2 protein-coding genes (1 of these 2 cut by a window edge) are annotated in these 20,710 nt (G+C 72.5%); both read left to right on the forward strand.

The window, feature by feature from the left end; genetic code table 11:
- Window positions 1–5,613 carry the 3' portion of a type I polyketide synthase gene (locus RM788_RS38720; protein WP_315924538.1) on the forward strand. 22,134 nt of this gene lie to the left of the window's left edge, so only the last 5,613 of its 27,747 coding nucleotides appear in the window; its start codon lies beyond the left edge, outside the window; the stop codon is at window positions 5,611–5,613.
- Between the two features lie 220 nt (window positions 5,614–5,833).
- Window positions 5,834–20,686 (forward strand): type I polyketide synthase, encoded by a 14,853-nt coding sequence (locus RM788_RS38725; protein ID WP_399345231.1) that lies wholly within the window; start codon window positions 5,834–5,836, stop codon window positions 20,684–20,686.
- Window positions 20,687–20,710 lie beyond the last annotated feature (24 nt).

Below are 20,710 nucleotides of genomic sequence, written 5' to 3' on the forward strand. Positions count from 1 at the left end.
TACGGCGTCCGCCACCTGGTCCTGACCTCACGGCGAGGCCTGGACGCACCCGGTGCGGTCGACCTGGTCGCCGAACTGGACGCACGGATCGACGTGGTCGCCTGCGACGTGTCCGACCGCGAAGCGCTTTCCCTGGTCATCGAGGGCATCGACGACCTGACCGGCGTCGTGCACACCGCCGGTGTGCTGGACGACGGCATCCTGGAATCCCTGACCGCACAACGCCTCGACACCGTGCTGGCGCCGAAGGCCGATGCCGCGCAACACCTGCACGACCTCACCGAGGATCTGGAGCTGTTCGCGCTGTTCTCCTCGGCCTCCGGTGTGCTCGGCGCGCCCGGCCAGGCGAACTACGCGGCCGCCAACACCTACCTCGACGGCCTCGCCGCCCACCGGCGGGCCAACGGGCAGGCCGCGGTGTCGCTGGCCTGGGGCGTGTGGGAGCAGAGCACGGGCATGGGGGCCAGCTTGTCGCCCGCCGACCTCGCCCGGATGGCACGGGCGGGCATGCCGGGGCTGCCCATCGCCGACGGCCTCGCGCTGTTCGACGCCGCGCTGCGCGCCGACACGGCGCTGGTGCTGCCGATGAAGCTGGACACGGCCGTGCTGCGCACGAGCGCCGACGTGCCCGCGCTGCTGCGCGGTCTGGTCCGCTCGCCCAAGCGCCGCAACGCCGCCAAGGCGTCGGCCGAGTCGGCGTCGTGGTCGCGCAAGCTGCTGGGACTGCCGACCGAGGAGCAGGACCGACTGCTGCTGGACCTGGTGCGCGGCCGGGTCGCGAACGTACTGGGCCACCGGGATTCCAGCGCGGTCGAGCCGGGCCGCGGCCTGGTCGAGATGGGGCTGGACTCGCTGTCGGCCGTGGAGCTGCGCAACGCGCTCGGCTCAGCGACCGGGCTGCGGCTGCCCGCGACCGTGGTCTTCGACTACCCGACCTCGATCGCACTGGCGACGCACCTGCGCTCCGAACTCGTGGACGACGACGAGGTGATCGACGTGGTCGCCGCGGTGAAGGTCGCCGACGACGACCCGATCGCGATCGTGGCGATGGCCTGCCGCTTCCCCGGCGGCGTCAGCTCGCCGGAGGACCTGTGGCAGCTCGTGGCCGACGGCCGCGACGCGGTCACCGGCTTCCCGACCGGCCGCGGTTGGGACCTCGACGGGCTGTACGACCCGAACCCCGACGCCATCGGCAAGACCTACACCCGCGAGGGCGGCTTCCTGCACGAGGCGGGCGACTTCGACCCGGCGTTCTTCGGGATCTCGCCCCGCGAGGCGCTGGCCATGGACCCGCAGCAGAGGCTGTTGCTGGAGACGTCGTGGGAGGCGTTCGAACGCGCGGGCATCGACCCGGCGAAGGTGCGCGGCAGCAGGACCGGCGTGTTCGCGGGCCTGATGTACCACGACTACGCGACGAACCTGTCGTCCATCCCGGACGAGGTCGAGGGCTACCTCGGCACCGGCACCTCCGGCAGCGTCGTGTCCGGCCGCGTCTCCTACACGTTCGGGCTGGAGGGTCCGGCCGTCACGGTCGACACGGCCTGCTCGTCGTCGCTGGTCGCGCTGCACTGGGCTGTTCAGGCCCTGCGCAGCGGTGAGTGCGACCTCGCGCTGGCCGGTGGCGTGACCGTGATGGCCACACCCGACACGTTCGTCGACTTCTCCCGCCAGCGCGGCCTGTCCGCCGACGGCCGGTCGAAGGCCTACTCCGCCGGCGCCGACGGCACGGGCTGGTCGGAGGGCGTGGGCGTGCTGCTGGTCGAACGGCTGTCCGACGCGCGGCGCAACGGGCACCAGGTGCTCGCCGTCGTCAAGGGCAGCGCGATCAACCAGGACGGCGCGTCCAGCACGCTGACCGCCCCGAACGGCCCGTCGCAGCAGCGGGTCATCCGCCAGGCGCTCGCCAACGCCGGACTGTCCACTTCGGACGTCGATGTGGTCGAGGGCCACGGCACGGGTACCCCGCTGGGCGACCCGATCGAGGTGCAGGCGCTGCTCGCGACCTACGGGCAGAACCGCGAGACCCCGCTGCTGCTGGGCTCGCTCAAGTCGAACATCGGCCACGCCCAGGCGGCGGCCGGGGTCGGCGGTGTGATCAAGATGGTGATGGCGCTGCGGCACGGGACCGCGCCGAAGACGCTGCACGTGAGCGAGCCGACTCCTCATGTGGACTGGGCTTCCGGGGCCGTGGAGCTGCTCACCGAGCAGCGCGCGTGGCCCTCGGTGGACCGGCCGCGACGGGCCGCGGTGTCGTCGTTCGGCATCAGCGGGACGAACGCGCACACGATCATCGAGCAGGCACCCGAACCGGACCTGCCGGTCGTGGAACGGACCCCGCTGCCCCTGGTGCCGATCGTGCTGTCCGGCCGGACGCCGGAAGCGCTGCGGGCGCAGGCGCACCAGCTCGCCGCGCTGCCGCCGACCGACCTCGCGGACCTCGGCTTCTCGCTGGCCACCACGCGGGCCCGGATGGAGCACCGCGCGGTCCTCGTGGCCGCCGACCACGAGGAACTGGTGCGGGAACTGGCCGCGCTGGAGCCGTCGTCGGCGGTGTCCGGCGGCAGGCTGGCCGTGCTGTTCACCGGCCAGGGCAGCCAGCGGGTCGCGATGGGCCGCGAGCTGCACGGGGCGTTCCCGGTGTTCGCCAAGGCGTTCGACGAGGTCGCCGCGCTGCTGGACGTCCGGCTGGACGACCAGGAGGTGCTGGACCGCACGGAGTTCGCCCAGTCGGCGCTGTTCGCGATCGAGATCGCGCTGTTCCGGCTGGTCGAGTCGTGGGGCGTCCGCCCGGACTTCCTGGCCGGGCACTCGATCGGCGAGCTGGCCGCCGCCCACGTCTCCGGTGTGCTGACGCTGGAGGACGCGGCGGTGCTGGTCGGCGCACGCGGTCGCCTCATGCAGGCGCTGCCCGCCGGCGGGGCCATGGTCGCCCTCCAGGCGACCGAGGACGAGGTGCTGCCGCACCTCGCCGTCGGCGGAGCCGACGATCTGGCGAACTCCTTGGTTTCCATCGCGGCGATCAACGGGCCGACCTCCATCGTCATCTCCGGTGCCGAGGACGCGGTCGAGGGGGTGCTGAAGCACTTCCCCGACCGGAAGTCCAAGCGGCTCAGCGTGTCGCACGCGTTCCACTCGCCGCTGATGGACGACATGCTCGACGAGTTCCTGGTGGTGGCGAAGGGCATGGCGTTCGCCACGCCCCGGATCCCGATCGTTTCCACGTCGACCGGCAGGATCGCCACCACCGAGGAGCTGTGCTCGCCCGAGTACTGGGTGCGGCACGTCCGCGACGCCGTGCGGTTCGCCGACGCGGTGCGGACGCTGGAGTCCGAGGGCGTGTCGACGTTCCTGGAGCTGGGCCCGGACGGTGTGCTCACCGCGATGGGCGCGGACAGCGCCACCGACGCCGAACTGGTCGCGGCGCAGCGCAAGGACCGCCCGGAGGTCGCGACCCTGCTGCTGGCGCTGGGCAGGGTGCACGAGCGCGGAGTGCCGGTCGACTGGGCCGCGTACTTCGCGGGCAGCGGGGCCCAGCGGATCGACCTGCCGACGTACGCCTTCCAGCACGAGGGGTTCTGGCTGGCGGGCGACCCGGCGGCGGTCGCGGTGGACGAGGTGGACGCCCGCTTCTGGGAGGCCGTCGAACGCGGGGACCTGGAGTCGTTCAGCGCGACCCTGGACCTCGACGGCGACCGCCCTCTCAGCGAGGTGCTGCCCGCGCTGTCGTCGTGGCGGCGCAACCGGCGTGACCGGTCCACAGTGGACGGCTGGCGCTACCGGGTGCGCTGGGAGCCGGTCGCGACCGGCCCGGCCACGGCGTCCGGCCGCTGGCTCGTCGTCGCCTCCGAGGGCGGCCACGACGCGGCGCTGCTCGCGGGTCTCACCGCCCGCGGGATCGAGGTCGTGCCGGTCGACGCGTCGACCGACCGCGACCTGCTGGCCGAGGAGCTGGTCACCGCCGGTCCGGTCGACGGGGTGCTGTCCCTCGCGGAGGACGCGCTGTCGACCGTGGTCCTGGTGCAGGCGCTCGGCGACGCCGTGGTCGACGCGCCGCTGTGGTGCCTGACCCGCGGCGGCGTCGCGACCGGCGCCGAGGACGTGGACCCGGTGCGGGCGGGGCTGTGGGGCCTGGGCAGGGTCGTCGCGCTGGAGCACCCCGACCGCTGGGGTGGCCTGGTCGACGTGCCGTCCACTGTGGACGACCATGTTCTGGACGGGATCACCGCCGTGCTGGCGGGCACCGAGGACCAGGTGGCGATCCGCGAGAACGGCGTGTTCGGCCGACGGCTCGTCCACGCCCCGGCGTCCGACGGCGCGACCGGGTGGACACCGCGCGGCACGGTCCTGGTCACCGGCGGCACCGGCGCGCTCGGCGGACACGTGTCCCGCTGGCTGGCAGGCGCGGGCGTCGAGCACCTGGTGCTCACGTCCCGCCGCGGCCCGGACGCGCCCGGCGCGGCCGAGCTGACCGCCGAACTGGAGGCGCTCGGCGCACGGGTCACCGTCGTGGCCTGCGACGTCGCCGACCGCACGGCGGTCGAAGCGCTGCTGGCCGAGTACCCGCCGACGTCCGTGGTGCACGCGGCCGGTGCCGAGCTGTTCCAGCCGATCGAGGAGCACGGCCTCGCGGAGTTCGACGCGGTCCTCGCGGCGAAGGTCGCGGGCGCCCGGCACCTCGACGAGCTGCTCGGTGACCGCGAGCTGGACGCGTTCGTGCTGTTCAGCTCCATCGCGGGCACCTGGGGCAGCGGCGGCCAGTCCGCCTACTCCACGGCGAACGCCGCGCTCGACGGCCTGGCCGAGTCGCGCCGGGCACGCGGCCTGGCGGCCCTGTCGGTCGCCTGGGGCCCCTGGGCCGACGGTGGCATGGCCGACGGCGACGCGACGGAGCAGTTGCGCCGCCGGGGCGTGACCGCGATGCCCGCCGAACGGGCGGTCGCCGCGCTGCGCGAGTCGCTGGCGCAGCGGGACACGACCGTCACGCTGGCCGACGTGGACTGGGAGCTGTTCGCGGCGGTGTTCACCGCGGCCCGGCCCAGCCCGCTGCTGGCGGACCTGCCGGAGGTGCGCGATGCGATGGCCCCGGCACCCGCCGAGCCCGAGCAGTCGGAGCTGGTGGGCCGGCTGGCCGCGCTGACCCCGATGGAACGGGACCGCCTGCTGCTCGACGTGGTGCGGGCACGGGTGGCCGCGGTGCTGGGCCACAGCGGGATCGACGCGGTGCAGCCCAACCGGGCGTTCGGCGAACTCGGCTTCGACTCGCTGGCCGCCGTCGAGCTGCGCAACACTCTCGGCGCGGCAACCGGTCTCGCCCTGCCCGCGACGCTCGTCTTCGACTACCCGACGTCCGCCGCGCTGGTCGACTTCCTGCGCGAACGGCTGGAACTCGACGAGCGGGCACCGGAGCCCGTGCTGGACGAACTGGGGCTCCTGGAGAGCGCAGCGGGGCGGACCGACCTCGGCGACGAGGCACGGGCGGGGGTGGTCGCCAGGCTCCAGGCGCTGCTGGCCCGCTACGCCCCCGCGGGAGGCGTCCAGAGCGTCGCCGACCAGCTCAACACCGCCGATGACGACGAGATCTTCGACTTCATCGACAAGGAGTTCGGTGTCTAGCCAGGAATGCGTTCGCACCCGATAAGGGCCTCGTATTTCCCCTTGTTCTCGGGGTGAATGCGTAGGGGGCACCTAGGGGGCCGTCAGGGGTGTCATCCCTGACGGCCCCTCGTTAGTTTTCGAATCAGTGGTCTGTCGGAAGTGCCGGGACGTGCTGGTTTCTGTGAAGAGGTGGCGTTGAATGTCCAACGAGCAGAAGCTTCGTGATTACCTCAAGCGGGTGACTGCGGACCTGCACAACACGCGCCACCGTTTGCAGGAGGTGGAGGAGAAAGGGCAGGAACCAATCGCCATCGTGGCGATGGACTGCCGTTTCGCGGGTGGAATCGGCTCGCCGGAACAGCTCTGGGATTTCATCGTCGAGGGCCGCGACGCCATCGTGCCGTTCCCGTCCGACCGCGGCTGGGACCTGGAGAACCTGTACCACCCGGACCCCGACAACGAGGGCACCTCCTACGTCATGGAGGGCGGCTTCGTCGACGGCGCCGCCGAGTTCGACCCGGTCTTCTTCGGGATCTCGCCCCGCGAAGCGATCACGATGGACCCGCAGCAGCGACTGCTGCTGGAGACCGCGTGGCGCACGTTCGAACGGGCGGGCATCGACCCGCACTCGTTGCGCGGCAGCCGGACCGGTGTGTTCACCTCCACCAACGGCCAGGACTACTTCACCGTCCTCATCGAGGGCGACGCCGAAGGCCTGGAAGGCCACATGGGCACCGGCACCGCGGCGAGCATGATCTCCGGGCGTGTGTCCTACACGTTCGGCCTCGAAGGCCCCGCCGTCACGGTCGACACCGCCTGCTCGGGTTCGTTGGTCACGTTGCACCTCGCGGTGCAGGCGCTGCGCAACGGCGAGTGCGACCTGGCACTGGCGGGCGGCGCGACCGTCATGTCCACGCCCGGCGCGTTCATCGACTTCAGCCGCGCCCGCGGCCTGTCCTGGGACTCCCGCTGCAAGTCCTTCGCCGACGGAGCCGACGGCACGGTCTGGGGCGACGGCGTCGGCCTCGTGCTCGTCGAGCGGCTGTCCGACGCGCGCCGCAACGGCCACCAGGTGCTCGCGGTCGTCCGCGGCTCGGCGGTCAACCAGGACGGCGCGTCGAACGGCCTCACCGCGCCGAACGGCCCGTCGCAGCAGAAGGTCATCCGCAAGGCGCTGGCCAACGCCGGCCTGTCGCCGATGGACGTCGACGCCATCGAGGCGCACGGCACCGGTACGAAGCTCGGCGACCCGATCGAGGCGCAGGCCCTCATCGCCGCCTACGGACCTGAGCGCGCCACGCCGCTGCTGCTCGGTTCGGTCAAGTCCAACATCGGTCACACGCAGGCCGCCGCCGGTGTCGCCGCCATCATCAAGTCCGTCCTCTCGCTCCAGCACGGCATCGTGCCGAAGACGCTGCACGTGGACGCGCCCTCGAAGCAGATCGACTGGAGCTCGGGCGCGGCCAAGCTGGTGACTGAGACCCAGCCGTGGCCCGCGACCGGCCACCCGCGCCGCATGGGCGTCTCCTCCTTCGGCTACAGCGGAACGAACGCCCACGCGATCCTGGAGCAGGCGCCCGAAGGCGCGAACAGCGGCTTTGGAAGTCCTTCGTCTTCCCAGCTTGTCGGTGGCATCACCCAAGAGCGGCACGAGCTGCCCGTTGTGCCGGTGGTGTTGTCAGGTAAGAGCGAAGAGGCGCTGCGTGCGCAGGCCGTGAACCTGCTTCCGCTGGTGGAGCAGGGGATCGACCTCACCGACCTCGCGTTCTCGGCCGCCACCACGCGGGCCAATCTGGAGCACCGCGCGGTGGTTGTCGCCGACGGTCGGGACGACCTGCTCGCTGGCCTCCAGGCCCTCGCCGGTGGTTCCGGCGCTCCCGGCCTGGTGGTCGGCGAGGCCGTCACCGGTCGCACGGCCGTGCTGTTCACCGGTCAGGGTTCGCAGCGGGTCGCGATGGGGCAGGAGTTGTACGGCGCTTTCCCGGTGTACGCGGAGGCGTTCGACGCCGTGTGCGCGCACCTGGACCCGCGCCTGCCCGAGGCGTTCGCCGATCAGGAGTTGTTGAACCGCACCGAGTTCACCCAGCCCGCGTTGTTCGCGGTCGAGGTGGCGCTGTACCGGTTGGTGGAGTCGTGGGGTGTGCGGCCGGACTTCGTGGCGGGGCACTCGATCGGCGAGTTGGCCGCGGCGCACGTCGCCGGGGTGCTGACGCTGGCGGATGCCGCGGCGCTGGTGACCGCGCGGGGCAAGCTGATGCAGGCGTTGCCGACCGGTGGTGCGATGGTCGCGTTGCAGGCCACCGAGGACGAGGTCCGGCCGCACTTGACGGACCGGGTCTCGATCGCCGCGATCAACGGGCCGCGGTCCGTGGTGGTGGCCGGTGACGAGGACGCGGTGTTGGCGCTGGTGGCGCGCTTCGAGGACCGGAAGTCCAAGCGGCTCAGCGTGTCGCACGCGTTCCACTCGCCGCGGATGGACGGCATGCTCGCCGAGTTCCGCACGGTCGCCGCGAGCCTGTCGTTCCGCGCGCCGATGATCTCCATCGTGTCCACCCTGACCGGCAAGCTGGTCTCCTCCGACGAGATCACCTCGCCGGACTACTGGGTCAAGCACGTCCGCGAGGCCGTCCGGTTCGCCGACGCCGTGAAGTCGCTCGAAGCCGAGGGCGTGTCGACGTTCCTGGAGCTGGGCCCCGACGGTGTGCTGACCGCGATGGGCGCGGACAGCGTCACGAACGCCGCCCTGGTGTCCGCGCTGCGCAAGGACCGGTCCGAGGTGCGGAGCATCGTCTCCGCGCTGGGCCAGGTGCACAGCCGCGGCGTCCGGGTCGACTGGTCCGCCTACTTCGCCGGGTCCGGCGCGCTGCGCGTCGAGCTGCCCACCTACGCCTTCCAGCGCGAGCGCTACTGGCTCGACGGCGCGAAGCTCAAGCAGGACGTCACGTCCGCCGGTCTCGGTGCCGCCGACCACCCGCTGCTCGGCGCCGTTCTCCTCGCGCCGCACGGCGAAGCCCTGTTCACCGCGCGCCTGTCGCGGGCCGCGAACGTCTGGCTCACCGACCACGTCGTCGCGGGATCCGTTGTGGTGCCCGGAACCGCGCTGGTCGACCTCGCCATCCGCGCCGGTGACCAGCTGGGCTGCGGCCACCTCGACGAGCTGCTGCTCCAAGCGCCGCTGACGCTGCCCGAACGCGGCGGCGTGATGGTGTGCGTGTCCGTGGCCGAGCCGGACGCCTCCGCACGCCGGTCGGTCACCATCTACTCCCGCGCCGAGGGCGACGAGGAATCGCTGTGGACGACGCACGCCACCGGTGTGCTCGCGGACGACGCCGTCACCCCCGGTTTCGACCTCGCGGCCTGGCCGCCCGCTGGTGCCGAGGCCATCGACCTGGGCGGCGTCTACGACGACCTGGCCGGTGCCGGGCTGGCCTACGGGCCGGTGTTCCGCGGTCTGAAAGCGGCCTGGCGCTCCGGGGACGACGTGTACGCCGAGGTGGCGCTGCCCGAGTCGGAACACCGCCAGGCAAGCAAGTTCGGCGTGCACCCCGCGTTGCTGGACTCGGTGCTGCACGCCTTGGCGCTGGGCTCCGGCAAGGGCGAGGGCGGCTCGCTGCCGTTCTCGTGGAACGGGGTCAGCCTGCACGCGCAGGGCGCCACGGTGCTGCGCGCCAAGATTTCCCCGGTCGGTCAGGGCGACGCCGTGTCCGTCAGCGTCGCCGACGGCGGCGGTGCCCCGGTCGCGCGGATCGACTCGCTGGTGCTGCGCCCGATCGGCGGCCAACTGCTGAAGGCGGCCACCGGCCAGCCGGACTCGTTGTTCCGGATCGACTGGAACCCGTTGTCGTTGGACGACAGGGAAGACCACCCGAACACCGTCGCGCTGGTCGTCCCGGACGGGGACGCCCGCGAGGTGACCGCCCGCGTGCTGGCCGACGTGCAGGCGTTCCTCGCCGACGAGCAGTCCGAGGCCGTGCTGGTCGTGGTGACCAGCGGTGCCGTTTCGGTGCTGCCCGGCGAGTCGATGACGAACCTCGCGCACGCCGCTGTGGCCGGTCTGATCAGGACCGCGCAGTCCGAGCACCTGGACCGGATCGTCCTGGTCGACACCGACACCCCGGACAGCGTGCCGGGTACCGCCGCCTCCAGCGGTGAGGGCGAGCTGGCTTTCCGCGCCGGCAAGGCGTTCGCGCCGCGCCTGACCCGTGCCTTCGCGGGCACGGTTCCCGCGTTCGAGGGTGCTGGCGCGTGGCGGATGGACTTCACCGAGCAGGGCACGGTCGACAACCTGGTCACCATTCCCTGGCCGGACGCGGAGCGGGAGTTGGAGCCGCACGAGGTGCGGATCGCCGTCCGCGCGGCGGGGGTGAACTTCCGGGACGTGATGAACGCCCTGGGCATGTACCCCGGCGACGCCGGGTTGATGGGCCTGGAAGCGTCGGGTGTGGTGCTCGGGGTCGGATCCGGTGTGGATGGCCTCAAGCCGGGTGACCGGGTGATGGGCATGATGGACGCCGCCTTCGGCCCCGTCGCCGTCGCCGATCACCGGATGGTGTGCCCGATGCCCGCGGGGTGGTCGTTCACCGAGGCGGCCGGTGTGCCGTTGGTGTTCCTGACCGCCCTGTACGGGCTGGGTGACCTGGCCGGACTGTCCGCCGGTGAGTCGGTGCTGATCCATGCCGCCGCCGGCGGTGTCGGTATGGCCGCCACCCAGGTGGCCCGCCAGTTGGGTGCCGAGGTCTACGGCACCGCCTCCACCGGCAAGTGGCATGTGCTGCGGGCCGCGGGTATCCCCGACGACCACATCGCCTCCTCACGGACCACGGAGTTCGAACAGCAGTTCACCGCCACCACCAACGGCCGTGGTGTCGACGTCGTGCTGGACGCGTTGTCCGGTGAGTTCGTCGACGCGTCTTTGCGTCTGGTGGGTCTTGGTGGGGCGGGTCGGTTTGTCGAGATGGGCAAGACCGATGTCCGTGACGTGGACGAGGTCGCGGCCCAGTACGCCGGTGTGCGGTATCGGGCGTTCGACCTGATCGAGGCTGGTCCGGACCGGATGCGGGAGATGCTCTATCAGCTTTACGACTGGTTCTCCGCTGGCTCCCTCAAGCCCCTGCCGGTCACCACCTGGGACCTGCATCGCGCCCCCGAAGCCTTCCGCTACCTGGGGCAGGCCAAGCACATTGGCAAGGTCGTCCTCACGATCCCCGCGAGGGTCGACGGGACGGTCCTGATCACCGGCGGTACCGGTGGCCTGGGTGCGGAGTTGGCCCGGCACCTGGTGTCGCGGCACGGGATCAAGCACCTGGTGCTCACTTCACGCCGTGGTCTGGAAGCGCCCGGCGCGGCCGAACTGGTGGCCGAACTGGACGCCCAGGTTGACGTCATCGCCTGCGACGTGTCCGACCGCGACGCCCTCGACACGCTCCTCCAAGGCATCCCGAACCTGCACGGTGTCGTGCACACCGCCGGTGTCCTGGCCGACGGCATCCTGGAATCCCTGACCCCCGACCGCATCGACACCGTGTTCGCCCCCAAGGTCGACGCCGCCCGGCACCTGCACGAACTGACCCGCGACCGCGACCTCGCCCTGTTCGTCCTCTTCTCCTCCTCGGCCGGCCTGCTGGGCTCACCCGGCCAGGCCAACTACGCCGCCGCGAACACCTACCTCAACGGCCTCGCCGCCCACCGCCGCACCCTCGGCCTGCCCGGCATCTCCCTGGACTGGGGTCTGTGGGACCAGAGCGCGGGCATGGGCGCCGGACTGTCCAAGGTGGACCTCGCCCGAATGGCCCGCGCGGGCATTCCGGCGCTCTCGGTCCCCGAAGGCCTGGCGCTGTTCGACGCCGCGCTCGTGCTCGACGAGGCCGTCGCCGTCCCGATCAAGCTCGACCTCGCGGCCCTGCGCTCCAGCAAAAGCGAGCTGCACCCGTTGCTGCGCGGCCTGGTCCGCGTGCAGGTGCGCCGCGCGGCGGCCGGTGCCGGTGCCGAATCCTCGCAGTGGAGCCAGCGCCTGGCCGCCCTCAGCCCGGCCGAGCAGGACGATCTCCTGTTGGACACGGTCCGCGGCCAGGTCGCCATCGTCCTCGGCTTCTCCTCCTCACAACAGGTCCAAGCCGGCCGCGGCCTGGTCGACATGGGTCTGGACTCCCTGTCCGCCGTCGAACTCCGCAACACCCTCAGCGCCGCCACCGGACTCCGCCTGCCCGCCACCGTCGTCTTCGACTACCCCACCCCGCAAGCGCTCGCGACCCACCTGCGCGGCGAACTCGTCGACACCGGCGACGCCACTCCCGCCAAGGCCGTGGCCTCGACGGTCGGGTCGGATGAGCCGATCGCGATCGTGTCGATGGCCTGCCGCCTCCCCGGCGGCGTCCGCTCCCCGGAAGACCTGTGGGACCTCGTCTCCACCGGCCGCGACGCCATCTCGCCGTTGCCCGTCAACCGCGGGTGGGCCACCAACGGGCTCGGGTTCGACGTGTCGGGCGGCGGTTTCGTCGACACGGCCACGGACTTCGACCGCGACTTCTTCGGCATCAACCCCCGCGAAGCCCTCGCGATGGACCCCCAGCAACGCCTGCTGCTGGAAACCACGTGGGAGACGTTCGAGCGGGCCGGGTTCGACCCGAAGACCGTGCGCGGCAACCAGGTCGGCGTGTTCATCGGCGGCAGCGCCACCGACTACGGCGACGGCGCGGACATCCCCGAGGAACTGGCGGGCCTGATGCTCACCGGCATCACCCCCAGCGTCATGTCCGGCCGCATCGCCTACACCTTCGGCCTCGAAGGCCCCGCCCTCACCGTCGACACCGCCTGCTCGTCCTCGCTGGTCGCGCTGCACCTCGCCGCCCAAGCCCTGCGCAACGGCGAGTGCGAGAGCGCGCTGGTCGGTGGCGTGATGGTCCTCGCCACCCCGTCGGTGTTCGCGGAGTTCGCCAAGCAGAGCGGGTTGTCACCCGACGGCCGCTGCAAGGCGTTCTCGGCCGAGGCCGACGGCACCGGCTGGGCGGAAGGCGTCGGCATGCTCCTGGTGGAGCGGCTTTCCGACGCTCAGCGCCTCGGTCACGACGTGCTCGCCGTCGTGCGGGGCTCGGCGGTCAACCAGGACGGCGCGTCCAGCACGATGACCGCCCCCAACGGCCCGTCGCAGCAGCGCGTCATCCGGCAGGCACTCGCCAACTCCGGACTGTCCGCGGCCGAGGTCGACGTGATCGAGGCGCACGGCACCGGCACCAAACTGGGCGACCCCATTGAGGCCCAGGCCGTCCTCGCCACCTACGGCCAAGACCGCGAACACCCCGTCCTGCTCGGCTCGCTCAAGTCCAACATCGGCCACGCCCAGTCCGCAGCCGGTGTCGCAGGGGTCATCAAGATGGTCCAAGCCCTCCGCCACGGCGTCGCGCCGAAGACCCTGCACATCGAGGACCCGTCCCCGCACATCGACTGGGCCTCCGGGGCCGTCGAGCTGCTGGCCGACACGGTCCCGTGGCCCGAGACCGGCCGTCCGCGCCGCGCCGCGGTGTCCGCGTTCGGCATCGGCGGGACCAACGCCCACCTGGTCCTGGAGCAGGCGCCGATCACGACGCCGCCGAAGATCGAGCGGACTCCGATGCCGCTGGTGCCGGTGCTGTTGTCGGGCAAGACGTCCGAGGCGCTGCGCGACCAGGCCGCGAACCTGGCGGCGTTCCTGCACGACGAGACGACCGAGCTGGTCGACGTCGGCTACTCGTCCACGGCCACGCGCGCCACGTTCGACCACCGCGCGGTCGTGGTGGCGCAGGACTGGAACGAGCTGTGCGAAGGGCTCGACGCACTCGTGCTCGGCCAGGCGCCGACCGGTGGTGTGGTCACCGGCGGACTTGCCTTCCTGTTCACCGGCCAGGGTTCGCAGCGGCTCGGCATGGGCCGCGAGCTGTACGAGTCGTTCCCGGTGTACGCCACCGCGTTCGACGAGGTGTGCGCGAAGTTCGACGTGCCGGTGCGCGAGGCGGTGTTCGGCACCGACGCCGATGCGCTCGACCGGACCGGCCTGACCCAGCCCGCGCTGTTCGCGGTCGAGGTCGCGCTGTACCGGCTCGTCGAATCGCTCGGCGTCAAGCCCGACTACCTGGCGGGCCACTCCATCGGCGAGCTGGCCGCCGCGCACGTCGCCGGTGTCCTGTCCCTGGCCGACGCCTGCGCCCTGGTCGGCGCGCGAGGCAGGCTCATGCAGGCCCTGCCCGCGGGCGGGTCGATGGTCGCCATCCAGGCCACCGAGGCCGAGGTCCGGGCTCACTTGACGGCACGGGTCTCGATCGCCGCGATCAACGGGCCGACGTCCGTGGTCGTCGCCGGTGACGACGAGGCCGTGGACGCCGTCGTGGCCGCGTTCGCCGACCGGCGCACCAAGCGGCTCGGCGTCTCGCACGCGTTCCACTCGCCGCGGATGGACGCCATGCTCAACGACTTCCGGGCGGTCGCCGACCGGCTGACGTTCCACGAGCCCCGCATTCCCATCGTGTCCACGCTGACCGGTCGGGTCGCCGAGGCGGAAGACCTGTCGTCGCCGGACTACTGGGTGCGCCACGTGCGCAACGCGGTCCGGTTCGCCGACGCGGTGCGGACGCTGGAGTCCGAGGGCGTCACCACGTTCCTGGAGCTGGGCCCCGACGGTGTGCTCACCGCGATGGGCCAGGACTCCGTCACCGACGCCGTGCTCGTCGCCGGGCAGCGCAAGGACCGCCCGGAGGCCAAGACGTTCCTCCGCGCGCTGGGCCACCTGCACGCCCGCGGTGCCGAGGTCGACTGGGCGCGGCTCTACGAGGGCACCGGCGCCCGTCGCGTCGACCTGCCCACCTACTCGTTCCAGCGCGAACGCCTGTGGTTCGAACCGGCCGTCGCGACCGGGTACGCGCCGGACTCGATCGAGGCCCGCTTCTGGGACGCGGTCGAGCACGAGGACCTGGACTCGCTGGGCGCCGCCCTGTCGGTCGAGGACTCGCAGGCCTTCGACGCCGTCCTGCCGATGCTGTCCCGCTGGCGCCGCGACCGACAGGGTGAGTCCACCGTGGAGGGTTGGCGCTACCGCGTCGAGTGGCGTCCCACCGACGTCGGCACCGCCACCGCGCGGGGCCGTTGGCTGGCCGTCGGATCCGACGCCGCCATCACCGCGCTGACCGACCGCGGAGTCGACGTCGTCACCGTCGACGCCTCCACCGACCGCGCAGCGCTGGCCGCGTCGTTGACCGGCCTCGGCCGCTTCGACGGTGTGGTCGCGTTCCCGACGACCGTCGTCGAAGCTTTGGTGTTCACGCAGGCACTCGGCGACGCCGAGGTGTCCGCACCGCTCTGGCTGGTGACGCGCGACGCCGTGATGACCGGCCGCGCCGACCGGCCGAGCAACCCCGAGGCCGCCCAGATCTGGGGTTACGGCCGTGTGGTCGCCCTCGAGCTCCCGGAGCGCTGGGGTGGTCTGGTCGACCTCCCCGCCTCCCTGGACAAGCGCGCCGGGGACCGGTTCGCCGCCGTGCTGGCGGGCACCGAGGACCAGGTGGCGTTGCGCTCGGCCGGTGTCTTCGGCCGCCGCCTCGCCCACGCCCCCGGCGGCACCGGGTCGTCGTGGACGCCCCGCGGCACCGTCCTGGTCACCGGCGGCACCGGCGCCCTCGGCGGGCACGTCGCCCGCTGGCTCGCCGGGTCCGGCGCCGAGCACGTCGTGCTCACCTCCCGCCGTGGTGCGGAAGCACCGGGTGCCACCGAACTCACCGCCGAACTCGAAGCCCTCGGCGCACGGGTCACGATCGCCGCCTGCGACGCCGCCGACCGCGACTCGGTCGCAGCCCTGGTCGCCGAGCACGCGTTCACGGCCGTCTTCCACGCCGCGGGCACCGACCACACCGAACCCGTCGACGACCACGACCCCACCGCCTTCACCGACGTGCTGGCGGGGAAGGTCTCCGGTGCCCGGCACCTGGACGAGCTGGTCGGCGAGGTCGACGCGTTCGTCCTGTTCTCCTCGATCGCGGGCATCTGGGGCAGTGGCGGCAAGTCCGCGTACGCCGCCGCCAACGCCCACCTGGACGCGCTCGCCGAGTCCCGCCGGGCCCGCGGCCTGTCCGCGCTGGCGGTCTCCTGGGGCCCGTGGGCCGAAGCGGGCATGGCCGTCGAAGGCGATGCCGCCGAACAGCTGCGCCGTCGCGGCGTGGTCGCGATGGCGACCTCCTCCACGCTCATCGCGCTGCGCCAGGCGATCCGGCTCGACGACACGACGATCACCGTCGCGGACGTCGACTGGACCCGGTTCGCGCCGGTCTTCACCGCCGCCCGGCCCAGCCCGTTCCTCGCGGACCTGCCCGAGGTGGCGGAGAAGCCCGCGGCGGTCGTCGAGGAGTCCTCGCTGTCCCGCCGGATCGCGGCACTGCCCGAGTCCGAGCAGTCGCACGTGCTGGTGGACCTGGTCCGAACGCAGGTCGCCGCCGCGCTGGGCCACACCTCCGCCGACGCCGTCCGGCCCGACCGGGCGTTCAAGGAACTCGGCTTCGACTCGCTGACCGCCGTGGAGCTGCGCAACAGCCTGGTCACCGCGACCGGCCTCGGCCTGCCCGCGACGCTCGTCTTCGACTACCCGAACCCGGCCGCGCTCGCCGAGCACCTGCGCGCCGAGCTGGTCGGCAGGCGGCCCGCGGCCCTGACCCCGGTCACCGCCGCGGTGGCCGACGACCCGATCGCGATCGTGGCGATGTCGTGCCGCTTCGCCGGTGGCGTCTCCTCGCCGGAAGACCTGTGGGACTTGCTGCTGGAGGGCCGGGACGCCGTGACGGGCTTCCCGACCGACCGCGGCTGGGACCTCGACGGCCTGTACGACCCGGACCCCGACGCGGCGGGCAAGTCCTACGCCCGTGAAGGCGCTTTCCTGCACGAGGCCGGGGAATTCGACCCGGCGTTCTTCGGGATCAGCCCCCGCGAGGCCCTGGCCATGGACCCGCAGCAGAGGTTGCTGCTGGAGACCTCGTGGGAGGCGTTCGAGCGGGCCGGGATCGACCCGGCGTCCGTGCGCGGCGCCCAGGTCGGCGTCTTCGCCGGTACCAACGGCCAGGACTACGGAATGAACCTCACCTCACTGCCGACCGAGCTGGAGGGCTTCTTCGGCACCGGCAACGCGGCCAGCGTGTTCTCCGGCCGCATCTCCTACACGTTCGGCCTCGAAGGCCCGGCCGTCACCGTCGACACGGCGTGCTCCTCCTCGCTGGTGGCCCTGCACCTCGCGGTCCAGGCACTCCGCAACGGTGAGTGCGACCTGGCACTGGCCGGTGGCGTGACGATCATGTCCTCGCCCGGCGCGTTCATCGACTTCTCCCGCCAGCGCGGCCTGGCCGCCGACGGCCGCTGCAAGGCGTTCGCCTCCGGTGCCGACGGCACGGCGTGGGGCGAGGGGATCGGCATGCTCCTGGTGGAGCGGCTGTCCGACGCCCAGCGCAACGGTCACCAGGTCCTCGCCGTGGTCCGCGGCACGGCCGTCAACCAGGACGGCGCCTCGAACGGCCTCACCGCCCCGAACGGTCCGTCCCAGCAGCGGGTGATCCGCCGGGCACTGGCCCGCGCCGGCGTCGCACCGTCCGAAGTGGACGTCGTGGAGGCGCACGGCACCGGCACCGCGCTGGGCGACCCGATCGAGGCGCAGGCGCTGCTCGCCACCTACGGCCAGGACCGGGAAACCCCGCTGCTGCTGGGTTCCGTGAAGTCCAACATCGGCCACACGCAGGCCGCCGCCGGTGTCGCCGCGATCATCAAGGCCGTTCTCGCCATGCAGCACGGGATCGTGCCGAGGACGCTGCACGTGGACGAGCCGTCGGCGCAGGTCGACTGGACGTCCGGCGCGGTCGAGCTGGCCACCGAGACGGTGGACTGGCCGGTCACCGGCCGCGTCCGCCGGGTGGGCGTGTCGTCGTTCGGCATGAGCGGTACCAACGCCCACGCCATCCTGGAGCAAGCGCCAACAGTGCCCGAGGTGCGGCGAACCCCGGTGCCGGTGGTGCCGGTGCTGCTGTCGGCCAAGACCCCAGCCGCCCTGCGCGACCAGGCCACCCGCTTGCTGGCTGTCGACGCCGACCTGGCTGACATCGGGTTCACACTCGCCACCGGCAGGGCCGGTCTGGAACACAGCGCGGTGATCGTCGCGAGCGATCCGGACGAGTTGAAGCGGGGTCTCATCGGCGTTGCCGGTGGTATCAGCGCGCCCAACGTGGAGCGCGGATCGCGATCCACGGGCAGGCTGGCGTTCCTGTTCACCGGCCAGGGTTCGCAGCGGCTGGGCATGGGGCGTGTGCTGTACGAGGCGTTCCCGGTGTTCGCCGACGCGTTCGACGCGGTGTGCGCCCGGTTCGACCTGCCGCTGCGCGACGTCGTGTTCGGTGACGACGCCGAGCTGCTGGACCAGACCGGCTACACCCAGCCCGCGTTGTTCGCGGTCGAGGTGGCGCTGTTCCGGCTGACCGAGTCGTGGGGCGTCGAGCCCGACTACCTGGCGGGCCACTCGATCGGCGAGCTGGCCGCCGCGCACGTCTCCGGCGTGCTGTCGCTGGACGACGCGGCCACGCTGGTCGGCGCCCGCGGCCGCCTGATGCAGGCACTTCCGGCCGGTGGCGCGATGATCGCCTTGCAGGCCACCGAGGCCGAAGTGCTGGAGCACATCACCGACCGGGTCTCCATCGCCGCCGTCAACGGGCCGTCGTCGGTGGTCGTGGCCGGTGACGAGGACGCCGTTCGGCAGGTCGTCGACGCGTTCGGCGACCGGAAGTCCAAGCGGCTCAGCGTGTCCCACGCGTTCCACTCGCCGCGCATGGACGCCATGCTCGAGGAGTTCCGCGTGGTGGCCAAGGAACTGGCCTTCGCCGCGCCGCGCATCCCCATCGTCTCCACGCTGACCGGCGAACTCGCCACCACCGAGGACCTGACCTCGGTCGACTACTGGGTCCGCCACGTCCGCGACACCGTCCGCTTCGCCCACGCCGTGCGCACCCTGGAACTCGCGGGCGTGACGACGTTCCTGGAGTTGGGTCCGGACGCGGTGCTGACCGCGATGGGCGCGGAGAGCGTCACCGACGCCGAACTCGTGCCCGCCCAGCGCTCCGACAAGCCCGAGGTCGACACGATCGTCACGGCCCTCGCGAAGCTGCACGTCCGCGGGGTCGGCGTCGACTGGGCGCCGTTCTTCGCGGGCTCCGGCGCCCGCCGGATCGACCTGCCGACCTACCCGTTCCAGCGCGAGCGCTTCTGGCTCGCCGCCGACGAGACCCCCGGCACCGACGGCCTGCGCTACCGCGTCGAGTGGACGCCCGTCGCGGACGGCGGCAACACGGCCTCCGGCCTGTGGCTGGTCGTCACCCCGACCGGTGTCGAGGAGTCCGAGCTGATCGCCGGGCTGTCCCGACGAGGACTCGACATCGCCTCGATCGGTGCCTCGGGCGACCGGGCGGCACTGGCCGCGACGCTGGCGGGTCTCGACGCGGTGGACGGCGTGCTGTCGCTGTCCGACAGCGTCACCGACAACCTGGTGCTGGTGCAGGCGCTCGGCGACGCCGGTGTCGACGCCCCGCTGTGGGCGGCGACCCGCGGCGCGGTGTCGACCGGCTCCGACGACCCGGTGCTCAGCCCGGCGCAGGCCCAGATCTGGGGCCTCGGCGTGGTCGCCGCACTGGAGCACCCCGACCGCTGGGGCGGACTGGTCGACCTCCCGGAGCAGTGGGACGACACCGTGCTGGACCACCTCGTCGCCGTGCTGGCGGGCGTGGAGGACCAGGTCGCGGTGCGGCCGTCCGGGGTCGTGGCCCGCAGGCTGGTCCACGCGCCCGCCGGACCGGCCGCCGCTCCGTGGACGCCGCGCGGCACCGTGCTGGTCACCGGTGGCACCGGGGCGCTCGGCGGGCAGGTCGCCCGCTGGCTGGCAGGCGCCGGTGCTGAGCACCTGGTGCTCACCGCAGACCACGAGGCCCCCGGTGACGCGGAACTGCTGGCCGACCTCGCCGCGCTCGGCGTCCGGACCACCGTCGCGCACTGCGACGTGGCCGACCGGGCCCAGGCTGCGGTGCTCGTCGACCAGCACAGCCCGAACGCCGTGGTGCACGCCGTCGAGGTCGCGCAGTCGACCCCGTTGCGCGACAACGACGTGGACGGGTTCTCCGCGGTGCTGTCCGCCAAGATCATGGGCGCGGCGCACCTCGATGACCTGCTCGGCGACACCCCGCTGGACGCGTTCGTGGTGTTCTCCTCCACGGCGGGCGTCTGGGGCAGCGCGAACCAGGCCGCCTACGCGGCGGGCAGCGCCTTCCTGGACGCGCTGGCGCAGCAGCGCCGGTCCCGTGGCCGCGTCGGGCTCTCGGTGGCCTGGGGGCCGTGGGCCGGTGGTGAGCAGGACGACGTGCTGCGCCGCACCGGACTCCCCGCCCTGCGACCGGAACGGGCGGTCGCCGCGCTGCGGCAGGCCGTCGATTCCGGTGACACGACGGTCACCGTCGCGGACGTCGAGTGGGACCGCTTCTCGGCGATCTTCACCGCGACCAGGCCGAGCCCGCTGATCGCGGACCTGCCCGAGGTCCGGTGGGCCGCCGCGGGCGACGAGGTGTCCGATGTGGACACCAGCGCCGCCCTGCGGACCAAGCTGTTGGCACTGGTCGAGTCCGACCGCGACCGGCTGCTGCTCGACCTGGTGCGCGAGCAGGTCGCCTCGGTGCTCGGCCACACCTCGGCGGGCGCGATCGAGGCCGACCGGGCGTTCCGCGAACTCGGCTTCTCCTCGCTCACGGCGGTGGAGCTGCGCAACACCCTCAACACCACGACCGGCCTCAGGCTGCCCGCCACGCTCGTCTTCGACTACCCGACACCGCTGCTCCTGGTCGACCTGCTGCGCACCGAACTCCTCGGCGACACAGCGGAGACCGAGGTGCGCCAGGCGCTCGCCGGGCTCTCGCTGGACCGGCTGCGCGAGGCGGGCCTGCTCGACGCGCTGCTGCGGCTGGTGAACGGCGAGGCCGGACCGGCCGCGGCCGACGGGGACTCGATCGACGACATGGACGTCGACAACCTCGTCGAGATGGCACTCGACAGCAGCAACTCCTGATCAGCCCCGAAGTGCGGAGCACAT

Origin of the sequence: Umezawaea sp. Da 62-37 (assembly GCF_032460545.1) — a bacterium.
Lineage (GTDB): Bacteria > Actinomycetota > Actinomycetes > Mycobacteriales > Pseudonocardiaceae > Umezawaea.